The organism is Pseudomonas sp. NPDC085632 (assembly GCF_044541255.1).
Taxonomy (GTDB): domain Bacteria; phylum Pseudomonadota; class Gammaproteobacteria; order Pseudomonadales; family Pseudomonadaceae; genus Aquipseudomonas.
In genome coordinates, this window is record NZ_JBITSX010000001.1 from 397262 (window position 1) to 417078 (window position 19817).

A 19817-nucleotide genomic window follows, 5' to 3' on the forward strand; every position below is an offset into this window, starting at 1 on the left:
CTACGGCAGCTCCTACAGGGGAAAAGCGAGTCAGCTACCGGTCCGGATCTTGTTCCACACCCGCGTCCGAATCCGGTCGATGTTCAACGGCATCGCCTCCAGCGCAAACAGCTTGCCCATCATCTCCGGGCTCGGATAAACCTTGGTGTCGTTCTTGATCGCCGGGTCGATCAGGCTGTCGGCCTGCTCATTGCCATTGGCGTAATGCACGTAGTTGCTGATGCCGGCCATCACGTCCGGGCGCAGCAGGTAGTTCATGAACGCGTAACCGGCCTTCTCGTCCGGCGCATCGGCGGGCATGGCGACCATGTCGAACCAGATCGCCGCGCCTTCCTTGGGAATCGCGTAGCCGATGTCGACGCCGTTTTTCGCTTCTTTGGCGCGGTTCTCGGCTTGCAGGATGTCGCCGGAGAAGCCGACCGCCACGCAGATGTCGCCATTGGCCAGGTCGCTGGTGTATTTCGAGGAGTGGAAGTAGCTGACGTACGGCCGCACTTTCATCAGCAGCGCTTCGGCTTTTTTATAGTCCTCGGGATTCTTGCTGTGGTGCGGCAGGCCCAGGTAGTTGAGCGCCGCCGGGAGCAGTTCCGGGCCGTTGTCGAGGATCGCCACGCCGCACTTCTGCAGCTTTTCCATGTACTCGGGCTTGAAGATCAGGTCCCACGAATCCACCGGCGCGTTATCGCCCAGTACCGCTTTGACCTTGGCGATGTTGTAGCCGATGCCAGTGCTGCCCCACAGGTACGGAAAGCCGTGTTCATTGTTCGGGTCGTTGGTCTGCAGGGCTTTGAGCAGCACCGGGTTGAGGTTCTTCCAGTTCGGCAATTGGCTCTTGTCGAGCTTCTTCAGCGCCCCGCCCTGAATCTGCCGGGCCATGAAGTGGTTGGACGGAAACACCACGTCGTAACCGGATTTACCGGTCATCAACTTGCCATCGAGAGTTTCGTTGCTGTCGTAGACGTCATAGGTGACGCCAACGCCGGTCTCTTTTTCGAAGTTCTTGGTGGTGTCCGGCGCGATGTAGTCGGACCAGTTGTAAACCTTGACCGTTTCCGCGGCCTGAGCAAGGGAAACGGCAAACATCAGCGGTGCCAGAGCGAGGGTCTTGCGGATCATGGGTCGATTCCTGTGTGGGTTTTCTTTTTTGTTGGCAGGCAATCAAAGGATCAAACAATCAGAAAATCAGCACGTAGCTCTTGCGCACGGTTTCCTGGATGTCCCAGACACCGAGCGTGTTGGCCGGCAACATCAGTGCGTCGCCACCTTGTATGTGCAGGGTTTCGCCACCACCGTCGGGGGTGAACGTGCAGCGCCCGGAAATGAAATGGCAGAACTCCTGCGCGGTGATCTGCCGACGCCAGCGCCCGGGCGTGCACTCCCAGACGCCGGTTTCGACGCCGTCGTCGCGCTCGACACTGGTGGTCGAAGCGATCGCGACCGGCTCGCCGAGAGGCACGGCCACCGGGCTGGATTCGTCGAGTGGCAAGGTTGCGGTGTTCTTGAACTGGGTAATGCTCATGGTCTGACCTGTCTTTGGGCTTTCTTGAAGTAAATCGACGTTCAGTGCATGAAACCTTCCATGAAACCCGCGACCTGACTGGCGAGCTTGCGCCGCCATGGCGCGGTCGCCGGATTGGCCAGGGTTTGGTCTTCGTGCACGAAGCTTTTGATGATCGCGTTGTAGCCGAGCCAGCGGCACGGCTCTGGCTCCCAGGCGCGCAGCGTATGAATCCCGCCATCGGGCAGCACCCACGGCTGCTGAACCAGTTCGCTGTCGCGTTCAAGAATCAAGTCCGCGAGGGTGCGCCCGCCGAGATTGCTCGCGCCGACGCCCTCCCCGCCATAACCGCCCGACAACGCGATACCGTTGGCGCGATCGCAAAGCATGTGCGGCTTGAAATGACGGGACATGCCGAGGTTGCCGCCCCACGCGTGGGTGATCTGCACGTTTTTCAGTTGCGGGAACAGTTCGCCGAACAGATAACGGCGCAGCTCGACCTCATCGCGGGTCAGGTCGAAGTTATGCCGCAACTTGCCGGCAAACTGGTAACCGCCACGGGCGCCGAAGATCAGACGATTGTCGGCACTGCGCTGGCCGTAAGTGACCTGGCGGCTGAATTCGCTGAACGCTTGGCCACGATTGAGGCCGATCTCATCCCAGGTCGCAGCAGACAACGGCTCGGTGGCGACGATCAGGCTTTGCACCGGCAATTGATAGCGACCCAGCGGCGGCAAGGTCACCGAATAACCTTCGACGGCCGGCACGATCCAGCGACTGCGCACGCTGGCTTTCGCCGTGCGCAGGCTGCCCGACTGCCAATGGGTGACCGGGCTGTTTTCGTAGATCTTCACGCCCATGTTCTGCACGGTGCGCGCCAGACCACGCACCAGTTTCGCCGGGTGGATGGTCGCCACGTGTGGTGCGTAAATCCCGCCATAAGGCTTGGCGACGCGAATCTGTTGGGCGAGTTGTTCGGGACTGAGCCAGCGGTAATCGTTGTCGGTCAGACCCTGAGCGTGCAGTTTGGCCAGATATTCACACAGGGTAGCTTCTTGCTCTGGATAGCGCGCCGCGCAATACAGCACGCCGCCCTTGCGGTAATCGCAGTCGATGCCTTCACGTTCGAGGACGACTTCCACTTCATCGGGAATGCTGTGCAGCAGGTCGAAGGACGCGCGGCGCTGCTCGGGCGATAGCCCCGCCAGCAAGCGGTCTTCGCCAAGCAGATTGCCCATCAGCCAGCCGCCATTTCGACCGGAGGCGCCAAAACCGGCGGTTTGTGCTTCGACAATCGCAATGTCGAGCCCCGGCGCGAGCTTCTTCAGGTAGTACGCGGTCCACAGCCCGGTGTAACCGGCGCCGATGATCGCCACGTCGACGTCCAGGTCTCGCTCAAGCTCGGGCCGCGCGGTCAGCGGCTCGTCGAGTTGATCCATCCACAAACTGATAGTGCGCCACGCTGGCATGCAAGACTCCGCCACTGAAATTCTTCGATGGCGTCGATCCTAGTGCGCAGGGTCAGGAGAAGTCTTGCGCGCGTGTCCGCAAAGAAATTTGTTTAACGTAAGCCTTCGGCGACTGGCCGGTGTGCTGACGAAAACAGCTATAGAACGCCGACAACGAGTTGAATCCGGCAGCGAAGGCCAGTTCATCGATACGCACCGGCGGCGTGGCGTGATCGAGCGAGCGCAGCAGATGTTGCAGGCGCGCCTGATTGACGTAGCGATAGAAACTTTGTCCGAGCACCTGATTGAGCAGGTAGGAAATCTGATTGCGGCTGTATCCGCACTCCTTCGCCACCCGCTGCAAGTCGAGTTCGGGATCGAGGTACGGCTGCTGCTTTTCGAAATACTGTTGCAGATCTTCAGCCATGAAGCTCAATTGACGCGGCGACAGGCCCAGACGACTGACCGCCGGGCGCTGACTTGGCGAATTCGTGCCGTCGGGTTGTGTATGCACCAGTGATGCGTACTCGTTGACGCGCCAGATCAGCCCGTCCCTGACCGTGATCGCCTCGCTGGAGCGAAACGACACGAGCCCGTCGCCGCCACGCAAGGTCACTTCGTATTGAATGAACGCGGTATTGCCGTCGACGCGAATGCGGTCGCAATGCTCAAGCAATTCGTCGGATTCGCGCGGCATGCTGACGCGCACGTACTCGCGCAACTCGTCGAGGCCGAGCACGCGGTTCTGGAAGAAATCGTTGTACTGGATGTCCGGGTGATAGAGCGCCATGACGCTGTCGAGATCACGGTGCTTCCAGCTCAGGTGATAGCGCATCACCGTGGCCGCCGTGGCTTGGGTCTGTTCTGGGCCGTCGTCGTCGGCGTACATAAAGGGCTCGGCGCAAAAGAACCGAGCTTGCCCAAGTTCGCCACAGCCTTCAACGATTAATCCGTAGTGGCATTTTGGCGACGTTTGCGTAGGCCGTGACTTACATCAAAAAATGCGAAGCAATCGCAAAATGAACTGAAAAATCTCACAGGAATTTCACATCCAGATGCTACTTTTAATGTCAGTCACCGGTTGAGCCAATGAAGGCTCTTCCCACCTAACATGAGCAAACGGAAGCGCTCGATGAAGAAGGCGGGCAACATATGAATAAAGGGTCAAGCAAAGTCACGTTCCCCAATGCATGCCAGCTGATGCGCTGGCATTTTCATCCCATGGGTTTCGAGGCAACGATGGATGCGCCGGGCAGCATGATCGCCCGTCTGTTCGATCGCGCCAGTGGCGAAACCATGATCGCCATCGCTGGTATCCCGTGTGCGACGGTGATGAATGCAGCGGATGTCGAGCGAATCATCGAGGCTGTGGAGGATGAGCTGGAAGCGTTCATACCTCCGGAGTCTCTCAGGAGTTACGCATAAGCTTATGATTTAAAAATAAAAAGCCCACATTTCTGTGGGCTTTTTTGTGCCTATGCGGTTTGTTTGCTGACACGGTGATCAACGAAGAACGGCTTGCCCTTGGCCACCCGGTCGGATGCCCGGGGCATGTTCACGGCTTGCGCCTCCTGCGGTTCGACGTACCAGTAGCAATGGCTGACCGCCCGCGTAATACCGACGTAGGCCAGGCGCAGGATCTCATCCTTTTGCGCAGTGTCGTACGGCTCGCTGTCGCCCGACTTGCCCAGTCCCGCCATGCGATAGACCTGATTCTTGTAGGGCGAACTGGTCAGGTGCTGGCAATCACCGAGCAAAAACACTGCATCCGCCTGCAAGCCTTTGGCGCTGTGGTAGGTCAGTTGTTTCAGGCGCCGCGCCTCGTATGGCAAACTCGAATCCACATTAACTACAGACTGAATATGCTCTTCAATCAATGACTTATCGCTGCTTTTTCGATAAAGCATCAAGATTGAATGGCCTTGACGATAGTGTTCGGCAAGGCGCTGGCCCAAGGCCTGATCATCGCGCTCCAACACGTTGACTGGCTGCAACGGCTTAGGCGCGCCGCTGGCCTTGGCTTTTTTGCCGGGGATCGCCGGCGCCGCGCGGACGATGTGCTCAGCGGCATCAATGATGTGTTGATGGCTGCGGTAATTGTCACTGAGCATCACCCGCGTGGTGCTCGGCGACGGGAACTCCTTGTCGAATGCCATGAAGTAACTTGGCGAACTGCCGCGCCAGCCGTAAATCGACTGCCAGTCATCACCGACGCACAGCAAAGATGAACGCTGCGCGCCCCGCCCGACGTGCATGGCCGGGCCTCGGCTGCGGATTTCGCTGAGGCTCGCGCGTATCCACGAAACAATCTGCGGCGATACATCCTGAAACTCATCGATCATCAGATGCGCCAGCGGCCGTAGCAACTCATCGCTCAATAGCTTGAGGTTTTCCGGCGAGTGCTCGCTGAACAGCGCGAACATGCGGTTGTAGGTCATGACCGGCGGCTTTTGATCCAGCAGATGATCTTCAAATGCCCGCCAGAACAGACTCAAAGCCTCAAAGAAAAACCGGTCCGGGTCGTCCTTGGCAAAGCTCATGCGGCTGACGGCGTCAGGCACATCCAGGCCCAGATTCTCGATGAAGCCTGCCGCCGCGACAAAACAATCGAGCAACGGCGCGGAGGCCAACTCGCCTTTGACCTTGTAATCGAAGCCCGGCCCGGCACTGGCATCACCGGCCAATGTCGCCAGAACACGCCTCGATGACTCGTAACTATCTATCCATATCAATGGTTTACGGCAGAAAGCTTGAAACAGGGTGCGTTTCACTGCCCACTCTGCGCGCACGCTGAGCTTGGCATTTGGCCGGCTGACCTGCGGGTTTTCCCGTGGATCAAAACCAAGCACCACCCAGGCATCCAGACTCGGAATGTAGCCGTGGCAATGGAATTTTGCGCCATTGATATCGAAACTCTGGCGGTTCGGCTCAATGCCCTTGATCGGCCAAGCGCCAGCACGGAACCACAAATCTTCGATGGCATCGCACAGCTCTTCGTCGCGCCGGGAGGCCAGCTCCGTCACGGCAACGCGTTTTTGCACGTCCGGGTGATCACGTTCCAGCTCCTTGAGCTGTAAACCTGCGCGCGACAGTGGCTGAATCAACTGGCGGAAACGCTCGTCCTCTTTGAACAAGCGGTGATAGCAGGCGTTGAGTTGCTGGCGTTGTGCATCGTTGATGCGCAGGTCGAACGGATTACTGTCGGCCTCCTCGTCAGCACTTTGTAGCCGATTGCTCAGGTTCTCAAACGCCTGCAAGCGTTCAAAACCCGGCAGGCTGCGCACCATCGGCAAAATGCGCGAGTGGAAGGTGCGCACCAGTTCGCGTGCCTGGCGCAGATTCAACGTCTGGCCCCAGAGCGCGAACAGCTCAATCAATTTGTTGATGAAATCCTTGCGCGACTCGCGGGTGAAGGTCACCACGGTCATCGAATCCAGCTCAAAACCCAGATAGTGGTTAAGCAACAGAATACGCAGCACCAATGTGGTCGACTTCCCCGCACCCGCGCCGGCAACCACTGAGGTCGACGGGGTTTCGCTGAAAATCATCTTCCATTGCGCGGCGCTTGGCTGAGCATGCTCAGGCAACAAACGGGCGACATCGGCCTTCATGCGTTTTTTCAGTTCGGCCGTCAGCGGCAGGCGCCAGTCGTCAAACAAATGATTGTCGACGCTAGGCGGACGATGTTCCGTGTTGCGGCTGTCACGGATCAGCAATACCTGCCGACCTTCCTCCAGACCTTCCAGCTTGCCTTCCTTGAAGCCATATTCGACGCCAGCGGTGTGGCCGCTGCGAAAGCCATCGGCCTGACCGTGCAACCACGATGCGCGGTGCTGCGCGCGCAAACGGGTCAAACCATGGCCGAAGAAGCGTGCTGCCAGGCGTTTGAACCAAGGCATCTCGGCCAAGGGACGAAGTTCGGGAGGAAGATCGGGAGTGTCTTGCGCCACGCTGAGGGGCTCCAGTGTGTGAGGCTGTTGCGGCTATGGTGGCGGTATTTGCCGTTCAGTTCTAGCGAAATGCTTACAGGTCATTGGTTTAGGCGATGAACTGAAGGTGGGATGAGACCCTTTCGAGCTTCTTTCTTATCAGCCATTTCGATCATAACGCCGCATTTTTTACGCTTTTTATCGATTATTAACTGATAGATGATGCCTGTCATAAACCACCGGTGTCGCGTCGGGTGCCCACCATTCCCACCCCATGACGAACCTTTTGAGGAGACGATCATGCTTGAACTCAGACCTTTCAGCTCGCTGGGCGGCGCCCATCACGGCTGGCTGGATGCCCATCACCATTTTTCGTTCGCCGAGTATTACGACCCGCAGCGCATGAGCTGGGGTAACTTGCGGGTGTGGAATGACGACGTGATCGCGGCAGGCACCGGGTTCCCGCAGCACCCGCATCGCGACATGGAAATCATCACCTATGTCCGTGAAGGCGCGATTACTCACCAGGACAACCTGGGCAACAAGGGCCGCACCGAGGCTGGCGACGTACAAGTGATGAGCGCCGGCACCGGCATCGCTCACAGTGAATACAACCTGGAAGCGAAAGACACCAAGATCTTCCAGATCTGGATCTTGCCGACGGAAACCGGCGCACCACCCTCGTGGGGTGCCAAACCGTTCCCGAAAGGCCAGCGCGAAGGCTTTGTCACCTTGGCCAGCGGCAAGGACGGCGATGACCAGAGCCTGCGGATTCGCGCTGATGCGCGATTGGTCGCGGCCAACCTCAAGGCGGGTGAAACTGCCGAATATCATCTGGATGAAGGCCGTCGCGCGTATCTGGTACCGAGCACTGGCGTGATTGAAGTCAACGGCTTGCGCGCACAAGCTCGGGACGGCGTGGCGGTAGCGCATGAGCGCTTGCTGAGCGTCACGGCCATTGAGGACAGTGAAATCGTCCTGGTGGATCTGGCTTGATAGCGTAAATGGCAGGCAAAAAAAGGGGCAACCATCATGGTTGCCCCTTTTTTCATGCGCTTGCGAACATCACTTGCTGGAGATGGCACCATCCACCAAGGTCTGCGCTTCAACGACCAATTGCTTGAGGTGGTCGTCACTGATGAAGCTTTCGGCGTAGATCTTGTAGATGTCTTCGGTGCCCGATGGACGCGCAGCGAACCAGCCATTTTCAGTCATCACTTTCAGACCGCCGATCGCCTGATCATTGCCCGGAGCGTGGCTGAGAATGCTCTGGATTTTCTCGCCGGCCAGTTCAGTCGAGGTGACCTGCGCAGGCGACAACTTGCTCAGCAACGCTTTCTGCTCCGGATTGGCCTTGGCATCGACGCGCACCGAGAACGGTTCGCCCAACTCATCCGTCAGTGCCTTGTAGGCCTGGCTCGGATCGCGACCGGTGCGTGCGGTCATTTCGGCGGCGAGCAACGCCGGGATCAGACCATCCTTATCGGTGCTCCACACTCCGCCGTCCTTGCGCAGGAACGATGCGCCCGCGCTCTCTTCGCCACCGAAACCCAGCGAGCCGTCGAACAGGCCGTCGGCGAACCATTTGAAACCGACTGGAACTTCGTACAGACGACGACCCAGGCGCTTGGCCACGCGATCGATCAGACCGCTGCTGACCACGGTTTTACCCACGCCGGCGTCCGCACGCCACTGCGGGCGGTTCTGGAACAGGTAATCGATCGAAACGGCGAGATAGTTGTTTGGCGCGAGCAAACCACCAGACGGCGTCACGATGCCGTGACGGTCGTGATCTGGGTCGCAGGCAAAAGCGACGTCGAAACGCTCTTTCAGGCCGATCAGGCCTTGCATCGCGTGGCTGGACGACGGGTCCATACGAATCTGGCCATCCCAGTCGACGGTCATGAAACGGAACGTTGCGTCGACTTCCTTGTTGACCACTTGCAGATCGAGGCGGTAATGGTCGGCAATCGCCGACCAGTAGCGCACCCCTGCTCCGCCCAGCGGATCAACGCCCAGACGCAGTTTGGCGTCACGAATGGCGTCGAAATCGATCACATTGATCAGGTCGGCTACGTAGGTGTTCAGGTAATCGTGGCGATGCGTCGTGCTGGCCTTGAGCGCCTGCTCGTAACTGATGCGTTTCACACCGGCCAGTTTGGCGGCCAGCAGTTCATTGGCCTTGGCTTCGATCCATTTGGTGATGTGGGTGTCGGCCGGCCCGCCGTTGGTTGGGTTGTATTTGTAACCACCGCTTTGTGGCGGGTTGTGCGACGGCGTGATGACGATGCCGTCCGCCAGTCCCGAGGTGCGGCCACGGTTGTAGCAGAGAATGGCGTGGGAAATGGCCGGCGTCGGCGTGTATTCATCACCTTCGGCAATCATCACGGTCACACCGTTGGCGGCCAGAACTTCCAGCGCGCTGGCTCCGGCCGGGGTCGACAGTGCATGCGTGTCGATGCCGACGAACAACGGCCCGGTGATCCCCTGGGCTTCGCGGTACAGGCAGATCGCCTGGCTGATGGCCAGAACGTGCCACTCGTTGAAACTCAAGTCGAACGAGCTGCCCCGGTGCCCGGATGTACCGAACGCCACACGCTGAGTGGAAATCGAGGCGTCGGGCTGTCCGGTGTAGTAAGCCGTTACCAGTCGCGGGATATCGACCAACAATTCTGCCGGTGCCGGTTTGCCCGCAAAAGGACTGAGTGTCATGCAAAACCTCTGAAATAGAGTGGTTCAGGAATAGAGCGCAGTTTACTGGCAGTTTGACCGCAGTGCGATGGGATCTATCCGGGACGCTCCCGATGTTTTTTAACGTTATTCACCGGGTGCCAGGCGCAAGGCGTCACCGAGCAGGCCGACCACGCGGGTCAGGTCATGCTCGCCGTGGCTCAGCGGGCTCAACCGCACATGCTGCGCATGCAGACCTTGCAGGCTGAACAGCTCGCCCGGCGCAATAATGATCTGCTGCCTCAACAGGCGCTGGAACACCTGCGCCATGTTGACCGGCCGCAAAGAACGCACCCACACGGTCGCGCCACCTTGTGGTTCGACAACCTGCAACGCATCGCCGAGACGCTCACGCAACAGCTCGATCAGTTGCGTGCGACGCTCCTTGAGCATTCGTCGCAATATCAACAAATGCTGATCCAGCCGACCACCCGCCATCAGCCTGGCAACGGCCTTCTGACGGATCGGCGACAAGCGAAATGCGCGCAACAGAAAATGCCGCTGCAACTCGTTGCGCCACTGCCGTGAGAGCAATATGCCGAAAGGTGCCTCGGCACCGATAAACTTCTCGAACGTGGAAAACACCAGCAGACGATCAGGGTCCAGCCAGTCGCGCAATCGTTGGGCGCCCCCTCCTTCGTGGAGTTCGCTGTAACAATCGTTTTCCAGCACCCAGGTGCCATGACGCCCGAGCAAATGCGCGACTGCCTGCTGGTTGCTCAGCGGTAGCAGGCTGCCCCGTGGCATGCTCAACGCCGAAGACAACAGGATCAAACGCACCGACTCACTCTTGAGCACCGACTCCAGCCGCTGCAGATCAATCACGCCGCCGTCAAACGGCAGTTCGATAACACGCACCTCGGCGGCTTCCAGCAGACGCAAGATCACCCAGTCACAGGGCGATTCGACGACCACGGTGGCGCGACGCAATTCAAGCACGGAAATCAGAATGTCCAGAACACCGCGCAGATCAGCGCCGATGTAGACGTCATCCGCACGCCAGTAATTGGCGGTAGACGAGGTATAACGCGCGGCCATTACCGTGCGCAGCTCAAGCTCTCCGCAAGGTTGCACGAGCGCTTGCGGCTGGCGCGGATATTGACGCAGCAGTTCCCGCTCCAGCATCAATAATGGACTGTCCAGCGGTTGCAGAGAGGCCGGCTCATCGGCACTCAGCACACACATGCCCGGGCGCCTGGCATTGACGTAAACGGTTTCCAGCAAATCACTGCCGCTGTCGGGTGAGTCCGATACGTGTAGCGCTTGCGCGTAGTATCCAGATTTGGCGATTGAATAGACCCTACCTTCCTTTTCCAGCAGCGAATAGGCGTACTGAACCGTCGAGATCGACACATTGAGCCGATCCGCCAATTGTCGCAGTGATGGCAAGCGCACCGCCGAGCCGCTGCCCGCCTCGTCTATCAGCAGCGTGAGGTATCGATATACCGCCTGATAGACAAAGTCATTCTGCCTCGCCGCTTTCACAAGCTCACATCCGCTTGCATGGCTCCATCTCCCTGCACGAGGCTCACGCTCACCCCTCCGCTGATCGATCAGCTGCCGGTTCAACGCCCGGATCCTGCGAGGCTTTTTCACTGGCAGCAGGCATATGAACGGGCCCCATTGCATACAGGCGCACAATCAGCCTGACCGGTAATCCACTGACATCCGTCATCCATTTCATGACCTGTTCCGGCGCATGCAGGCCCTGCATCGCCCGGTGCAGATCCGGCAAAGCCACCAACATGCCGGGGTGACAATTGCGCAAGAACCGCTCGAGCCCGGCGCCAGCATTGATGAACGGTGAAAACAGCAGGCACGTCAGCTGGATTTCATTCAATTCAAAATTGGCCAGCAGAGTGCTTTCTGCCTGCTTACGCAGATACTCGGGCTCCTGCAAATTGCCGAAACTCGCCAGCAACTGTTCGCAAACAGGTTCGGGAACCTGTTTTTGTCGCATGGATATCAGGCTGTTTTTCAGGTAATCGCTGACGCCAGCCTCGTAGGTCAGCCCCTCGATGAAGTGCGCCTGCAAGCCCCGCAGATGCGCGGCTACCAGAGGTTCCACATGTTCGTTATCACCTTGATAAAGCGTCAGGTCATCAGCCTGGAAACCCAGAAAATCACTCAACAAGGGCCAGCGTTCTTCGAGCTTGCCGACAATCATGTCGTTGATACTGATGAAACTGGTGCGCCGACATTCCTCGAATTGACCTTCGGGACGCCAGGCTACCCGCTCTTCTTCGGGATAAAACTCGCGGTAATAATCGCCACCCAGTCCATCGAGAAGCGGGAACAGCATGTCGAAGCCGACAGAACTCACCTGCGGCCCGGCAATCGCGGCTTTCTGCGCAGCGCGCCCCAATCCCTCAAGGAAGTAACCCTGACGGCGCACGGATTCACTGCCGATCATCGCATCGACGCCATTGTTCCAGCGGGCAACCTGCCCATAGAACTCGGCCGTGGCCAGATAAGCGTCATCCCATAGCTCGAGCGGTTCGTTCCAGGTTCGACGATGCCCGATCAGCAGCAGATTGATGCGATTGGCCTCACGCCCCGCCTCGCCAATGGGTGCCTCATGGTCAAACGGCAGGACCTCGCGGTGATCCACCATCACCAGTTCGACTCGTGGATCGTCATACAGGAACAGCGCACTGTAGCTGCGGTGCATGTTTTGCAGGGACGCCTGGTTGCTGCCGCTCCAGCGCAGGTTGGCGACCCGCAACTGAAAGGTCGCGGGCGAGCGGCCAGCGATGGTCAGTTGTGCGGCCCGTAAAAGGGCCAGCGTATAACAACTGTCGCGCGACCCTGACTGGTTCACCAGAACCTTGAAATGACCGATGTTCTCCATACCGCCGGCAGCCACTGCCAGTCGCTGGATCAGCAACTGCAACGCCGTGCGTTCTGCGCGAGAGAAGAAACTCAGCAAACGTTGCAATACTTGCTGGTAGACATAGTTCATTGCCTGATCATGGATCGTGCTCATCGGTATTTACCCGGTATCGAAAGTTTCATGCCGCGCGGACTGAAAATCAGTCTGGCGACAATTCATCAATAAGTAATAGACGTTCGAATGCTAACACTTACAAGTTTGTAGTTATTTGAAACACTTGAGCTGTAAAAACCCATTCAGCGACCGACCAATAGCCTCAAGCCGCTGTAATTGCAGGGATATTTTTTTCTGGACGCTGTCCTAGGAAACTTCCCACAAGGTCCCACGACAAGTGAGTACAAGAAAAAGAGAAGCTGTTTCGGAATAGCCCTACAACAATTAAACAAAAGTTGGCTTGATCAATCGATTTATTCGTTTGATATCGCGCAGGACAAATTGAATGCACACCCATGGCTCATTCCTTGAGATGAAAGTAATCATTCAATTATCAGGGCTTACATTGTGATTAGAAGATACAGATCGAGAGCAAAAACCAGTTCAGTTGCTGAACGGTTCCCGGTGCAGTACCAGGAAGCTCTGTCTTTTCAGGAGGGAGGCTAAACACACAAGAGTCCGTGGGGCCACGGACTCTGATGACAGGGCTTACGCCGGTTCGACTTGCAGGGCGACCCGTTCGCGGCATGGGCATTCGTCCATGTAGCGATGCGCTTCGACGAACTCGTTGAACGGGAATACACGCGTCTTCAGCGGCAGCAACACACGGTCAGCGGTCAACTGGTTGATGTCACGCAAGGCACGCTGCAAAGCGACGTGATCCTGAGTGATGCCCAGTTCCGGCTTGCCGGTGAAGTTGCCGATGCAGTGCACGAAAAACTGAATGTTCTTCTGGAACGCTGCACAGGCCGGAAACGGCGTCTGGTTGCCGCCCTGCAAGCCATACAGCACCAGGCTGCCACGCGGCGCCAGTACATCGCCAAGCAGCGACATCTGTGGGCCGCCGAGACCGTCGAACACCACGTCGACACCACGGTTGTCGGTGATCTTGTTGATTCGCATCAACAGATCTTCCTCTTCGGTGACGATGACCTTTTCTGCGCCAAGGGACAGCAGGTACTCGCGCTCCTCGGCTTCTTTGGTGGCGGCAATCACCCGCACGCCCATTGCCTTGCCCAACTGGACAAACGAAGGACCGGCGCAATGGCTGGCGTCCGTGACCAGCGCGAACTGACCCGGCTTGACCCGCGCCAGATCGGCGTAGGCAAAATAGGCGATCAGCAACGGTGTGTAATGCACACTGGCTTCGATTGGGCTAAGCACGTCCGGATAACGGGTCAGCGCGGTACGCGGCAATACGATCGACTCGCCGTAGACCGGGTAGTCGTTCGCACTCTCGGCCGGAAAGCTGGCGACCTTGTCACCCACTGCCAGATCATCGACACCGTCGCCGACAGCGGTGATCACACCGGCCATCTCGTGACCAAGCCCCGCAGGCAGTCGCGCCTGAGACGAGGCCAGATTCTGACGCCAAAGCGTGTCATACCAGCTGATGCCGATCGCCTCGACACGCACCTGCACTTCGCCAGGACCTGGCTGAGCGGCCGCATGCTCTTCGCATTTGAGCACCTCGGCCGGACCAAACTTGTGAAAACGGATCGTGCGGGACATCGCAAACCTCGTCAAAGTAACCTCTAATGCCATGAACTCTATCTGGGCTTTTGACCCAAGACTATCAGTGGCTATTAATAGTCGACATGCCTGTCATTGATTCCGCAGCAGGGGCGGCAGTGGCAAAATCCATGAAAAACTGCTGCCACCGTCTCAGTAAAGCTGAATTTTCCGGTGCAGAGTACCAGCCTTTCCCCGTAATATTCATGCCGGCCATTGTTCTCATATGGCCGCTCTCGTCAAGCTTGATGACTCTGCCAGGACTCCAGATGAATCGTAATGACCTGCGTCGTGTCGACCTGAACCTGTTGATCGTATTCGAAACATTGATGCACGAACGCAGTGTGACCCGGGCGGCAGAAAAGCTGTTTCTCGGTCAGCCGGCGATCAGTGCGGCGCTGTCGCGCCTGCGCAGCCTGTTCGATGACCCGCTATTTGTACGCACCGGGCGCAGCATGGAGCCGTCCGCCCGCGCGGTGGAAATCTTCGCCCTGCTCTCACCGGCCCTCGATTCGATTTCGACCGCCGTTAGCCGCGCGGCCGAATTCGACCCGGCCACCAGCACTTCGGTATTTCGGATCGGTTTATCGGATGACGTCGAGTTTGCCCTGCTGCCGATGCTGCTCAAACGCCTGCGCGCCGAATCGCCAGGCATCGTGTTGGTGATCCGCCGCGTCAACTACATATTGATGCCGGGCCTGCTGGCCTCCGGCGAGATCTCCATTGGCGTCAGCTACACCACAGACCTGCCGGCCAACGCCAAGCGCAAGGTCCTGCGTCGCAGCGCACCAAAACTGCTGCGCGCCGATACCGTACCGGGACCGTTGAGCCTGGACGACTACTGCGCGCGGCCGCATGCGCTGGTGTCGTTTGCTGGCGACCTCAGTGGCTTCATTGATGAAGAGCTGGAAAAACTCGGGCGCAAGCGTCATGTGGTGCTGGCTGTGCCGCAGTTCAATGGCTTGAGTACGTTGCTGGCGGGCACTGACATCGTGGCGACCGTGCCGGATTACACGGCGGAGGCGCTGACGGCGGCTGGCGGTGTTCGCGCGGAAGATCCGCCGTTGCCGACGCGCACGTTTGAACTGCATATGGCGTGGCGTGGGTCGCAGGATAATGACCCGGGTGAGCGGTGGTTGCGGTCGCGGATTCAGATGTTCTTTGGGGATCCGGACAGTTTGTAGGCATCTTCGAAGCACACGGCAGCATCGATTACGAGCTCCCCCGCTCCTTCCGATCTTTAACCGCGACCGCTACTCGCGTGACCGCGGTGTAATCGAGCTACGTTCTGATCGATGCGGTCTTGAATCGTGCGCAAGGTGTCTGGAGTAATCACCTGTGGAAACAGCTCCTCGGCGATGCTTGCAAACCGGCTCGCCACGTCACAAATGCCGTCAATCATTGCGCCTGCAACGTCCTGCGGCACCTCGGCTTCTTCGGCAAGCCGAAGCATCTGCGTGCGGGAAATCGACAGGGCTTCCCCCATCACATCCATCTGGTGATAACCGCTTGGCCCCTCGCAGAACGTCACGTCGTAAGCCGGCGACAGCCTCCACTGACCGTCTTGCGACATGATGTAGGCAAAGTTCTTCGGATGATCGTCTCTGTTGTTGAAAGCAACATTGAAGACAGCTCGTTCGAAGGCCACCGCCATCTCTCGCACGTCGTTGGTACACATCTGTGTTGCTCGCAAGAAGTTGACGTAGTCGACCACCCCTGGAGATCGGTAATTTGCCCCTGTAAACGCCGCGAGGCTTTGCATCGGGACGCGCAGGCCATCCCGACGATCAAATCGCTTACTGGCAAACGCCGCCAACCCATCCGGCAGACTGAAGTACTGCGTGTCAGGGGTCTCGATACCGCACATGCGCAAGCATTCGGCATAGACCATTTCGATAGCGCACACTTCGGCATGTTCTTCTTTAGCCGGGAACTTGACCAGCCATGCTTCAAAGCCCGGCGTGACGGCAGTAGTAAACCGGCCAGTTTCGGGATCGCGATAGACCAGGACCTTAGGCCTTGCCCCCTGAGGCGAGCCGCCCACCAGCAGCAACCTCTGCAAGAACTCGCCACCGTCTCCATGGAGCACTTCCTGCACTTCGGCGGCAAGCTGCTCCAGCGGGATATGGACTTCAGGCGCCTGTCCTTCGGGTGCCACTGGCTCAAACGTCATGGCGCCCATTGCATTGCTACCGATGTAGGCCAGCCGTTCCAGTGAACCGATACGCGCCGTGGTCAGCCCGCGGCGCCTGAACATGCGATCCATCAGCAACATGCCCCAGCCATCCGGCAAGGCGTCGTAAACAGGCCCTGGCAAGTACAGTTGGTGGTCTGGAAAATCTCGGCGCAACTGAGTCCCCTCCAACGGCAGCGTGTAGGAAGACAGTTCCAAGCCCCGTTGCCTGGCTTCATTGCTGTACTCGAACACGATCAGAGGGCGACCGGTCAGGGCCGTCGTGGAAACCAGCGTGCCCCATTGCCATCGCTCACCCCAGCCCTCGTAGAAGACGTTCACCTGCTCAAGCATTGCCGGACTTCCTCTTGGTACGGAGACGATTGGCGCTGTTTTCATAGCGCCGAATATCCTCGATGGTGTCCAGTTTTGGCAGGAACAGGCCTTCAAGTTCCTTGGTCCGGCCAAGCGCCATCGCCACCCGAACGACATTTTCGAATCCGACATTGCGCCCGGCTTCAAGATTGGACACGGTGTTTGTGCCGATGCCGGCACGCCCGGCCAGGTCGGCTTGTGTCATGTCCAGCGCCAAGCGCTCTGTGCGCAAGCGATCGCAGAGGCGCTTAACGACTTCGCTCGGCTTGCTGAAGCTTAAATCCAACATAGTGTGTGCCTAGCCCATTCTGTGCCGGTTAATTCCCAAAATTATAGAATTAAGCCACAACACTAACAAGCCACTTAATTCCCTTGAATTGGGTCTTAATGCGTAATTATTTTCTCTAGCCACAATATACTGGACTTACCACCCATGAAGCCGAACCGCACGCACAGCGATTGGGCGGGGCTTGGAATCTTCCCAATCAACGGTATCTTCGGCCAATGAGCAGATCGCGCAGTGCCATTTATCTTGTAATTCTTCTGTGCACTGGCTGTGTAAAAACGGCGGGCATTCCACCTGCAGACCTCACGCTATCGTCGTTCGCACTGAGCTCCAACAACCTGTTCACGGCGTACTTCAGCTCCACCGTGGATTTGCAGAACGCGTTCAATGATTACGAAAAATCCAATCAGCTCATACCGACGTTGATCTGCTCCCTCAATCGTGACATGGAATTTTCGTCTGAGCATTCAATCGCGATAAAAGCCGAAGGACGGGTGACCGCAAGCAGTCAAGCCAAACCCAATTACAAGTTTTCCTCTGATCTGATTTTTTACTACACCAATCCGAATGGCACGCAACGCGACTTGAATGACTACGACGCCATCAAACCGTTGCTGACATCGCAAGCTTCAATCCCGTGCAAAGTTCGCATAACTGCCAATGGGTATGAGGCCTATTACACGAACACGTTATTCATCCCATCCCGAGTCATGATTGAACAGATTTTCAGATAGCCACCCTTCGCTGAACCTGGCGCCGGGATTTGCAGAAGCGCTGGTCGTCGGTTGATCTCAGCCATAAAACAAGCCCGGGAACCCTCCCCCGGGCTTTTTCATTTGTGCGCCTCTTATGCATTTTTGTGCGACACATCCCCTTTCAAGACTCCCGCAAGGCTCTGGCACGGTGTTAGTTTGTAAATGTATGTGTCTCAGCGTTGAGACACGCCTTACTCACTGCCCTGCAAAGGAATGCCCTTCGTAATGAATGCCCCTTTCAAAAAACTGGCTGCCACCACCTTGATGCTCGCCGGTCTTGCCGTGTTCGCAGCGCCCGCGCAAGCCAATATCACTCCGCAGCAGAGCGCTGAAATCCTCAAGACTTATAGCGCAGACAAAGCCACGGACTTCCGCCAGTTCCTTGGCAGCCTGGGCAAGAGCGATTTGGCGAAAACCGCCGACATCGGCCCGGCGATCGGTGCTTATCTCGATAACAAGACGTTGACGGCCGATCAGCAGAACGAAATCTATCGTCTGCTGGGTATCTACACGCGAGCGAAATACAGCGCTGCTGCCACCGAAACCCTGCGCGAACTGGTCGAGATCCCGACTTATCGCAAAGACGGCGTCGATCAGCATGACAACCCGGAATTCATCAAGATCGCGGCGAAAATCAAGAGCCTTGCCGAGTCGTTCAATCTGAAATTCCGCAACATCGACAACCGCGTCTACGAGATCTCCCTCGACGGTAGCGGTGATGAAGTGGTTGGTATTCATGCGCACGCCGACGTGGTGCCGGTGACGCCGGAAAACTGGGTGCTCAAGGATGGCACCCGCCTCGACCCGTTCAAGATCACCCTGATCGGCGACCGCATGTATGGTCGCGGCACCGAGGATGACAAGAACGGCATCGTGGTCACGCTCTATGCCATGAAAGTCATCAAGGAAGAAAAGCTGCCGTTGGCGCGCAACTTCAAGCTGTTGGTCGACACCACTGAAGAAACCACGGGCGACGCGATTCCCTACTACTTCGAACGCAATCCGACACCAAACTACAACCTCGCGCTGGACGGCGGTTACCCGGTGGTGATTGCCGAGAAAGGCTACGGCACCGTCATGGCCAACTTTGCCAAGCGCAAAGGTGAAGGCAAAGGCGCGGAAATCATCTCGATGACCGGTGGCCTGGCGACCAACCAGATTCCTTCGGCGTCGGTCGCCACCCTGATCACCGACAAACCTGCTGAACTGGCTGTCAGCCTGCAAAAGGCCGGTGACGAGTTTGCCAAGCGCAATGGCGGCGATTTCCAGGTGAGCGCCAAAGTCGACGGCAAAGACGTCAAGCTGACAGTAACCGGCGTTTCCGCGCACTCCTCCGAACCCGAGTCCGGTATCAACCCGGTCGCGCGCATGCTGGTCTTCATTAATAGTCTTGATGGCAAAGTCGCGCTCAAGCACAACCACATCACCGATGCGGCCCGTTACGCTGCCGACAACTGGGGCCTGGATTATCTGGGCAACAAGCTGGGTGTCGGTTTTTCGGATGCCTTCATGGGGCCACTGACGACTTCGCTGACCTACGTCGGCATGGACGAAAAAGCCTTCAAACTCGCGGTCAATCTGCGCGTGCCGAAGGGCAAGTCGCCGGAGAAGCTCAAGGCTGAAATCGCCGATAAACTGGCGGCGTGGGACAAGAAAAGCCACGTAGCTGTAGCCTTCGACTATTCGATCGCCGAGCCGATGTACCGCAATCCTGAGGGCGAGTGGGTCAAGGCATTGTTGGCTGTCTCGACGGAAAACCTCGGCATGAAGCACGAGTTTGGTACTTCTGCCGGTGCGACTTCGGTACATGAACTGCCGAACGGCGTGCAATTCGGTCTGGCGATGCCGAACGTGAAGTACACCGGTCACACCGATGGCGAGTTCAAGACTGTGGAGCAATTCCAGCTGGATCTGCAGATCGTGACTGAAATGATCGGACGCATCGGCCAGTTGCCGAAACTCTGATCAGATTGTCGAACCCGCCGCCATGGCGGGTTCGGCATTTTTAATCCCCGCATAATCCCCGCCGCGCAGCCTCGCCCCTGACTTTTGCATAACGGGCAAC

At 57.8% G+C, this 19817-nt stretch carries 16 protein-coding genes; 5 read left to right on the forward strand and 11 right to left on the reverse strand.

Annotated features, from left to right (window positions below):
- Window positions 1–30: 30 nt before the first annotated feature.
- The 4 genes from ACIF4X_RS01660 to ACIF4X_RS01675 are packed head-to-tail and all read right to left on the reverse strand — an operon-like array spanning window position 31 to window position 3835.
- The gene (locus ACIF4X_RS01660) at window positions 31–1116 is read right to left on the reverse strand and encodes a polyamine ABC transporter substrate-binding protein (RefSeq protein ID WP_397480665.1); all 1086 of its coding nucleotides are present in this window, start codon (window positions 1114–1116) and stop codon (window positions 31–33) included.
- Between the two features lie 58 nt (window positions 1117–1174).
- Complete coding sequence (locus tag ACIF4X_RS01665) at window positions 1175–1519, reverse strand: cupin domain-containing protein (RefSeq protein ID WP_397480666.1); 345 nt, start codon at window positions 1517–1519, stop codon at window positions 1175–1177.
- Window positions 1520–1560: 41 nt separating this feature from the next.
- On the reverse strand, window positions 1561–2967 hold the full coding sequence (locus tag ACIF4X_RS01670) for an NAD(P)/FAD-dependent oxidoreductase (RefSeq protein ID WP_397480667.1): 1407 nt from the start codon (window positions 2965–2967) through the stop codon (window positions 1561–1563).
- A gap of 52 nt (window positions 2968–3019) precedes the next feature.
- The gene (locus tag ACIF4X_RS01675) at window positions 3020–3835 is read right to left on the reverse strand and encodes a helix-turn-helix domain-containing protein (protein ID WP_397480668.1); all 816 of its coding nucleotides are present in this window, start codon (window positions 3833–3835) and stop codon (window positions 3020–3022) included.
- Between the two features lie 263 nt (window positions 3836–4098).
- Between ACIF4X_RS01675 and ACIF4X_RS01680 the strand changes: the two genes are divergently transcribed.
- Window positions 4099–4371, forward strand: a complete 273-nt coding sequence (locus tag ACIF4X_RS01680; protein WP_034154176.1) for a DUF1652 domain-containing protein — start codon at window positions 4099–4101, stop codon at window positions 4369–4371.
- Between the two features lie 50 nt (window positions 4372–4421).
- Here the strand turns inward: ACIF4X_RS01680 and ACIF4X_RS01685 are convergent, their stop codons facing one another.
- A complete protein-coding gene (locus ACIF4X_RS01685) occupies window positions 4422–6896 on the reverse strand; it encodes a UvrD-helicase domain-containing protein (protein WP_397480669.1) in 2475 nt (824 codons plus the stop codon).
- A gap of 279 nt (window positions 6897–7175) precedes the next feature.
- Here ACIF4X_RS01685 and ACIF4X_RS01690 point away from each other — a divergent pair, with 279 nt between their 5' ends.
- A complete protein-coding gene (locus ACIF4X_RS01690; RefSeq protein WP_397480670.1) occupies window positions 7176–7871 on the forward strand; it encodes a pirin family protein in 696 nt (231 codons plus the stop codon).
- A 69-nt stretch (window positions 7872–7940) separates the two neighbouring features.
- Here the strand turns inward: ACIF4X_RS01690 and pgm are convergent, their stop codons facing one another.
- The 4 genes from pgm to ACIF4X_RS01710 form a co-directional block, all read right to left on the reverse strand.
- A complete protein-coding gene (pgm, locus tag ACIF4X_RS01695; RefSeq protein WP_397480671.1) occupies window positions 7941–9587 on the reverse strand; it encodes a phosphoglucomutase (alpha-D-glucose-1,6-bisphosphate-dependent) in 1647 nt (548 codons plus the stop codon).
- Window positions 9588–9692: 105 nt separating this feature from the next.
- Window positions 9693–11090, reverse strand: a complete 1398-nt coding sequence (locus ACIF4X_RS01700) for a PLP-dependent aminotransferase family protein (RefSeq protein ID WP_397480672.1) — start codon at window positions 11088–11090, stop codon at window positions 9693–9695.
- 49 nt (window positions 11091–11139) lie between these two features.
- Window positions 11140–12591 carry a hypothetical protein gene (locus tag ACIF4X_RS01705; RefSeq protein WP_397480673.1) on the reverse strand — a complete coding sequence of 484 codons (1452 nt, stop codon included), beginning with the start codon at window positions 12589–12591 and terminating at the stop codon, window positions 11140–11142.
- A gap of 549 nt (window positions 12592–13140) precedes the next feature.
- The gene (locus ACIF4X_RS01710) at window positions 13141–14163 is read right to left on the reverse strand and encodes a zinc-dependent alcohol dehydrogenase family protein (RefSeq protein WP_016983050.1); all 1023 of its coding nucleotides are present in this window, start codon (window positions 14161–14163) and stop codon (window positions 13141–13143) included.
- A gap of 269 nt (window positions 14164–14432) precedes the next feature.
- Between ACIF4X_RS01710 and ACIF4X_RS01715 the strand changes: the two genes are divergently transcribed.
- Complete coding sequence (locus ACIF4X_RS01715; protein WP_007914920.1) at window positions 14433–15347, forward strand: LysR family transcriptional regulator; 915 nt, start codon at window positions 14433–14435, stop codon at window positions 15345–15347.
- Window positions 15348–15403: 56 nt separating this feature from the next.
- Here the strand turns inward: ACIF4X_RS01715 and ACIF4X_RS01720 are convergent, their stop codons facing one another.
- Window positions 15404–16690 carry a type II toxin-antitoxin system HipA family toxin gene (locus tag ACIF4X_RS01720; protein ID WP_397480674.1) on the reverse strand — a complete coding sequence of 429 codons (1287 nt, stop codon included), beginning with the start codon at window positions 16688–16690 and terminating at the stop codon, window positions 15404–15406.
- Complete coding sequence (locus ACIF4X_RS01725; protein WP_083182810.1) at window positions 16683–17000, reverse strand: helix-turn-helix domain-containing protein; 318 nt, start codon at window positions 16998–17000, stop codon at window positions 16683–16685. Before ACIF4X_RS01725 ends, ACIF4X_RS01720 begins: the two co-directional genes overlap by 8 nt.
- A gap of 215 nt (window positions 17001–17215) precedes the next feature.
- On the opposite strand from ACIF4X_RS01725, the gene ACIF4X_RS01730 reads away from it, so the two are divergent.
- Together ACIF4X_RS01730 and ACIF4X_RS01735 are read left to right on the forward strand one after the other, a co-directional pair.
- A complete protein-coding gene (locus ACIF4X_RS01730; protein WP_397480675.1) occupies window positions 17216–17731 on the forward strand; it encodes a hypothetical protein in 516 nt (171 codons plus the stop codon).
- A 246-nt stretch (window positions 17732–17977) separates the two neighbouring features.
- Window positions 17978–19717 carry a dipeptidase gene (locus ACIF4X_RS01735; RefSeq protein WP_397480676.1) on the forward strand — a complete coding sequence of 580 codons (1740 nt, stop codon included), beginning with the start codon at window positions 17978–17980 and terminating at the stop codon, window positions 19715–19717.
- Window positions 19718–19817 lie beyond the last annotated feature (100 nt).

Coding starts and splice junctions, on each gene's coding strand:
- ACIF4X_RS01735 (WP_397480676.1), top strand. CDS start 17,978: ATGAATGCCCCTTTCAAAAAACTGGCTGCCACCACCTTGATGCTCGCC.
- ACIF4X_RS01670 (WP_397480667.1), bottom strand. CDS start 2,967: ATGCCAGCGTGGCGCACTATCAGTTTGTGGATGGATCAACTCGACGAG.
- ACIF4X_RS01730 (WP_397480675.1), top strand. CDS start 17,216: ATGAGCAGATCGCGCAGTGCCATTTATCTTGTAATTCTTCTGTGCACT.
- ACIF4X_RS01660 (WP_397480665.1), bottom strand. CDS start 1,116: ATGATCCGCAAGACCCTCGCTCTGGCACCGCTGATGTTTGCCGTTTCC.
- ACIF4X_RS01675 (WP_397480668.1), bottom strand. CDS start 3,835: ATGTACGCCGACGACGACGGCCCAGAACAGACCCAAGCCACGGCGGCC.
- pgm (WP_397480671.1), bottom strand. CDS start 9,587: ATGACACTCAGTCCTTTTGCGGGCAAACCGGCACCGGCAGAATTGTTG.
- ACIF4X_RS01665 (WP_397480666.1), bottom strand. CDS start 1,519: ATGAGCATTACCCAGTTCAAGAACACCGCAACCTTGCCACTCGACGAA.
- ACIF4X_RS01720 (WP_397480674.1), bottom strand. CDS start 16,690: ATGCTTGAGCAGGTGAACGTCTTCTACGAGGGCTGGGGTGAGCGATGG.
- ACIF4X_RS01725 (WP_083182810.1), bottom strand. CDS start 17,000: ATGTTGGATTTAAGCTTCAGCAAGCCGAGCGAAGTCGTTAAGCGCCTC.
- ACIF4X_RS01705 (WP_397480673.1), bottom strand. CDS start 12,591: ATGAGCACGATCCATGATCAGGCAATGAACTATGTCTACCAGCAAGTA.
- ACIF4X_RS01680 (WP_034154176.1), top strand. CDS start 4,099: ATGAATAAAGGGTCAAGCAAAGTCACGTTCCCCAATGCATGCCAGCTG.
- ACIF4X_RS01715 (WP_007914920.1), top strand. CDS start 14,433: ATGAATCGTAATGACCTGCGTCGTGTCGACCTGAACCTGTTGATCGTA.
- ACIF4X_RS01710 (WP_016983050.1), bottom strand. CDS start 14,163: ATGTCCCGCACGATCCGTTTTCACAAGTTTGGTCCGGCCGAGGTGCTC.
- ACIF4X_RS01690 (WP_397480670.1), top strand. CDS start 7,176: ATGCTTGAACTCAGACCTTTCAGCTCGCTGGGCGGCGCCCATCACGGC.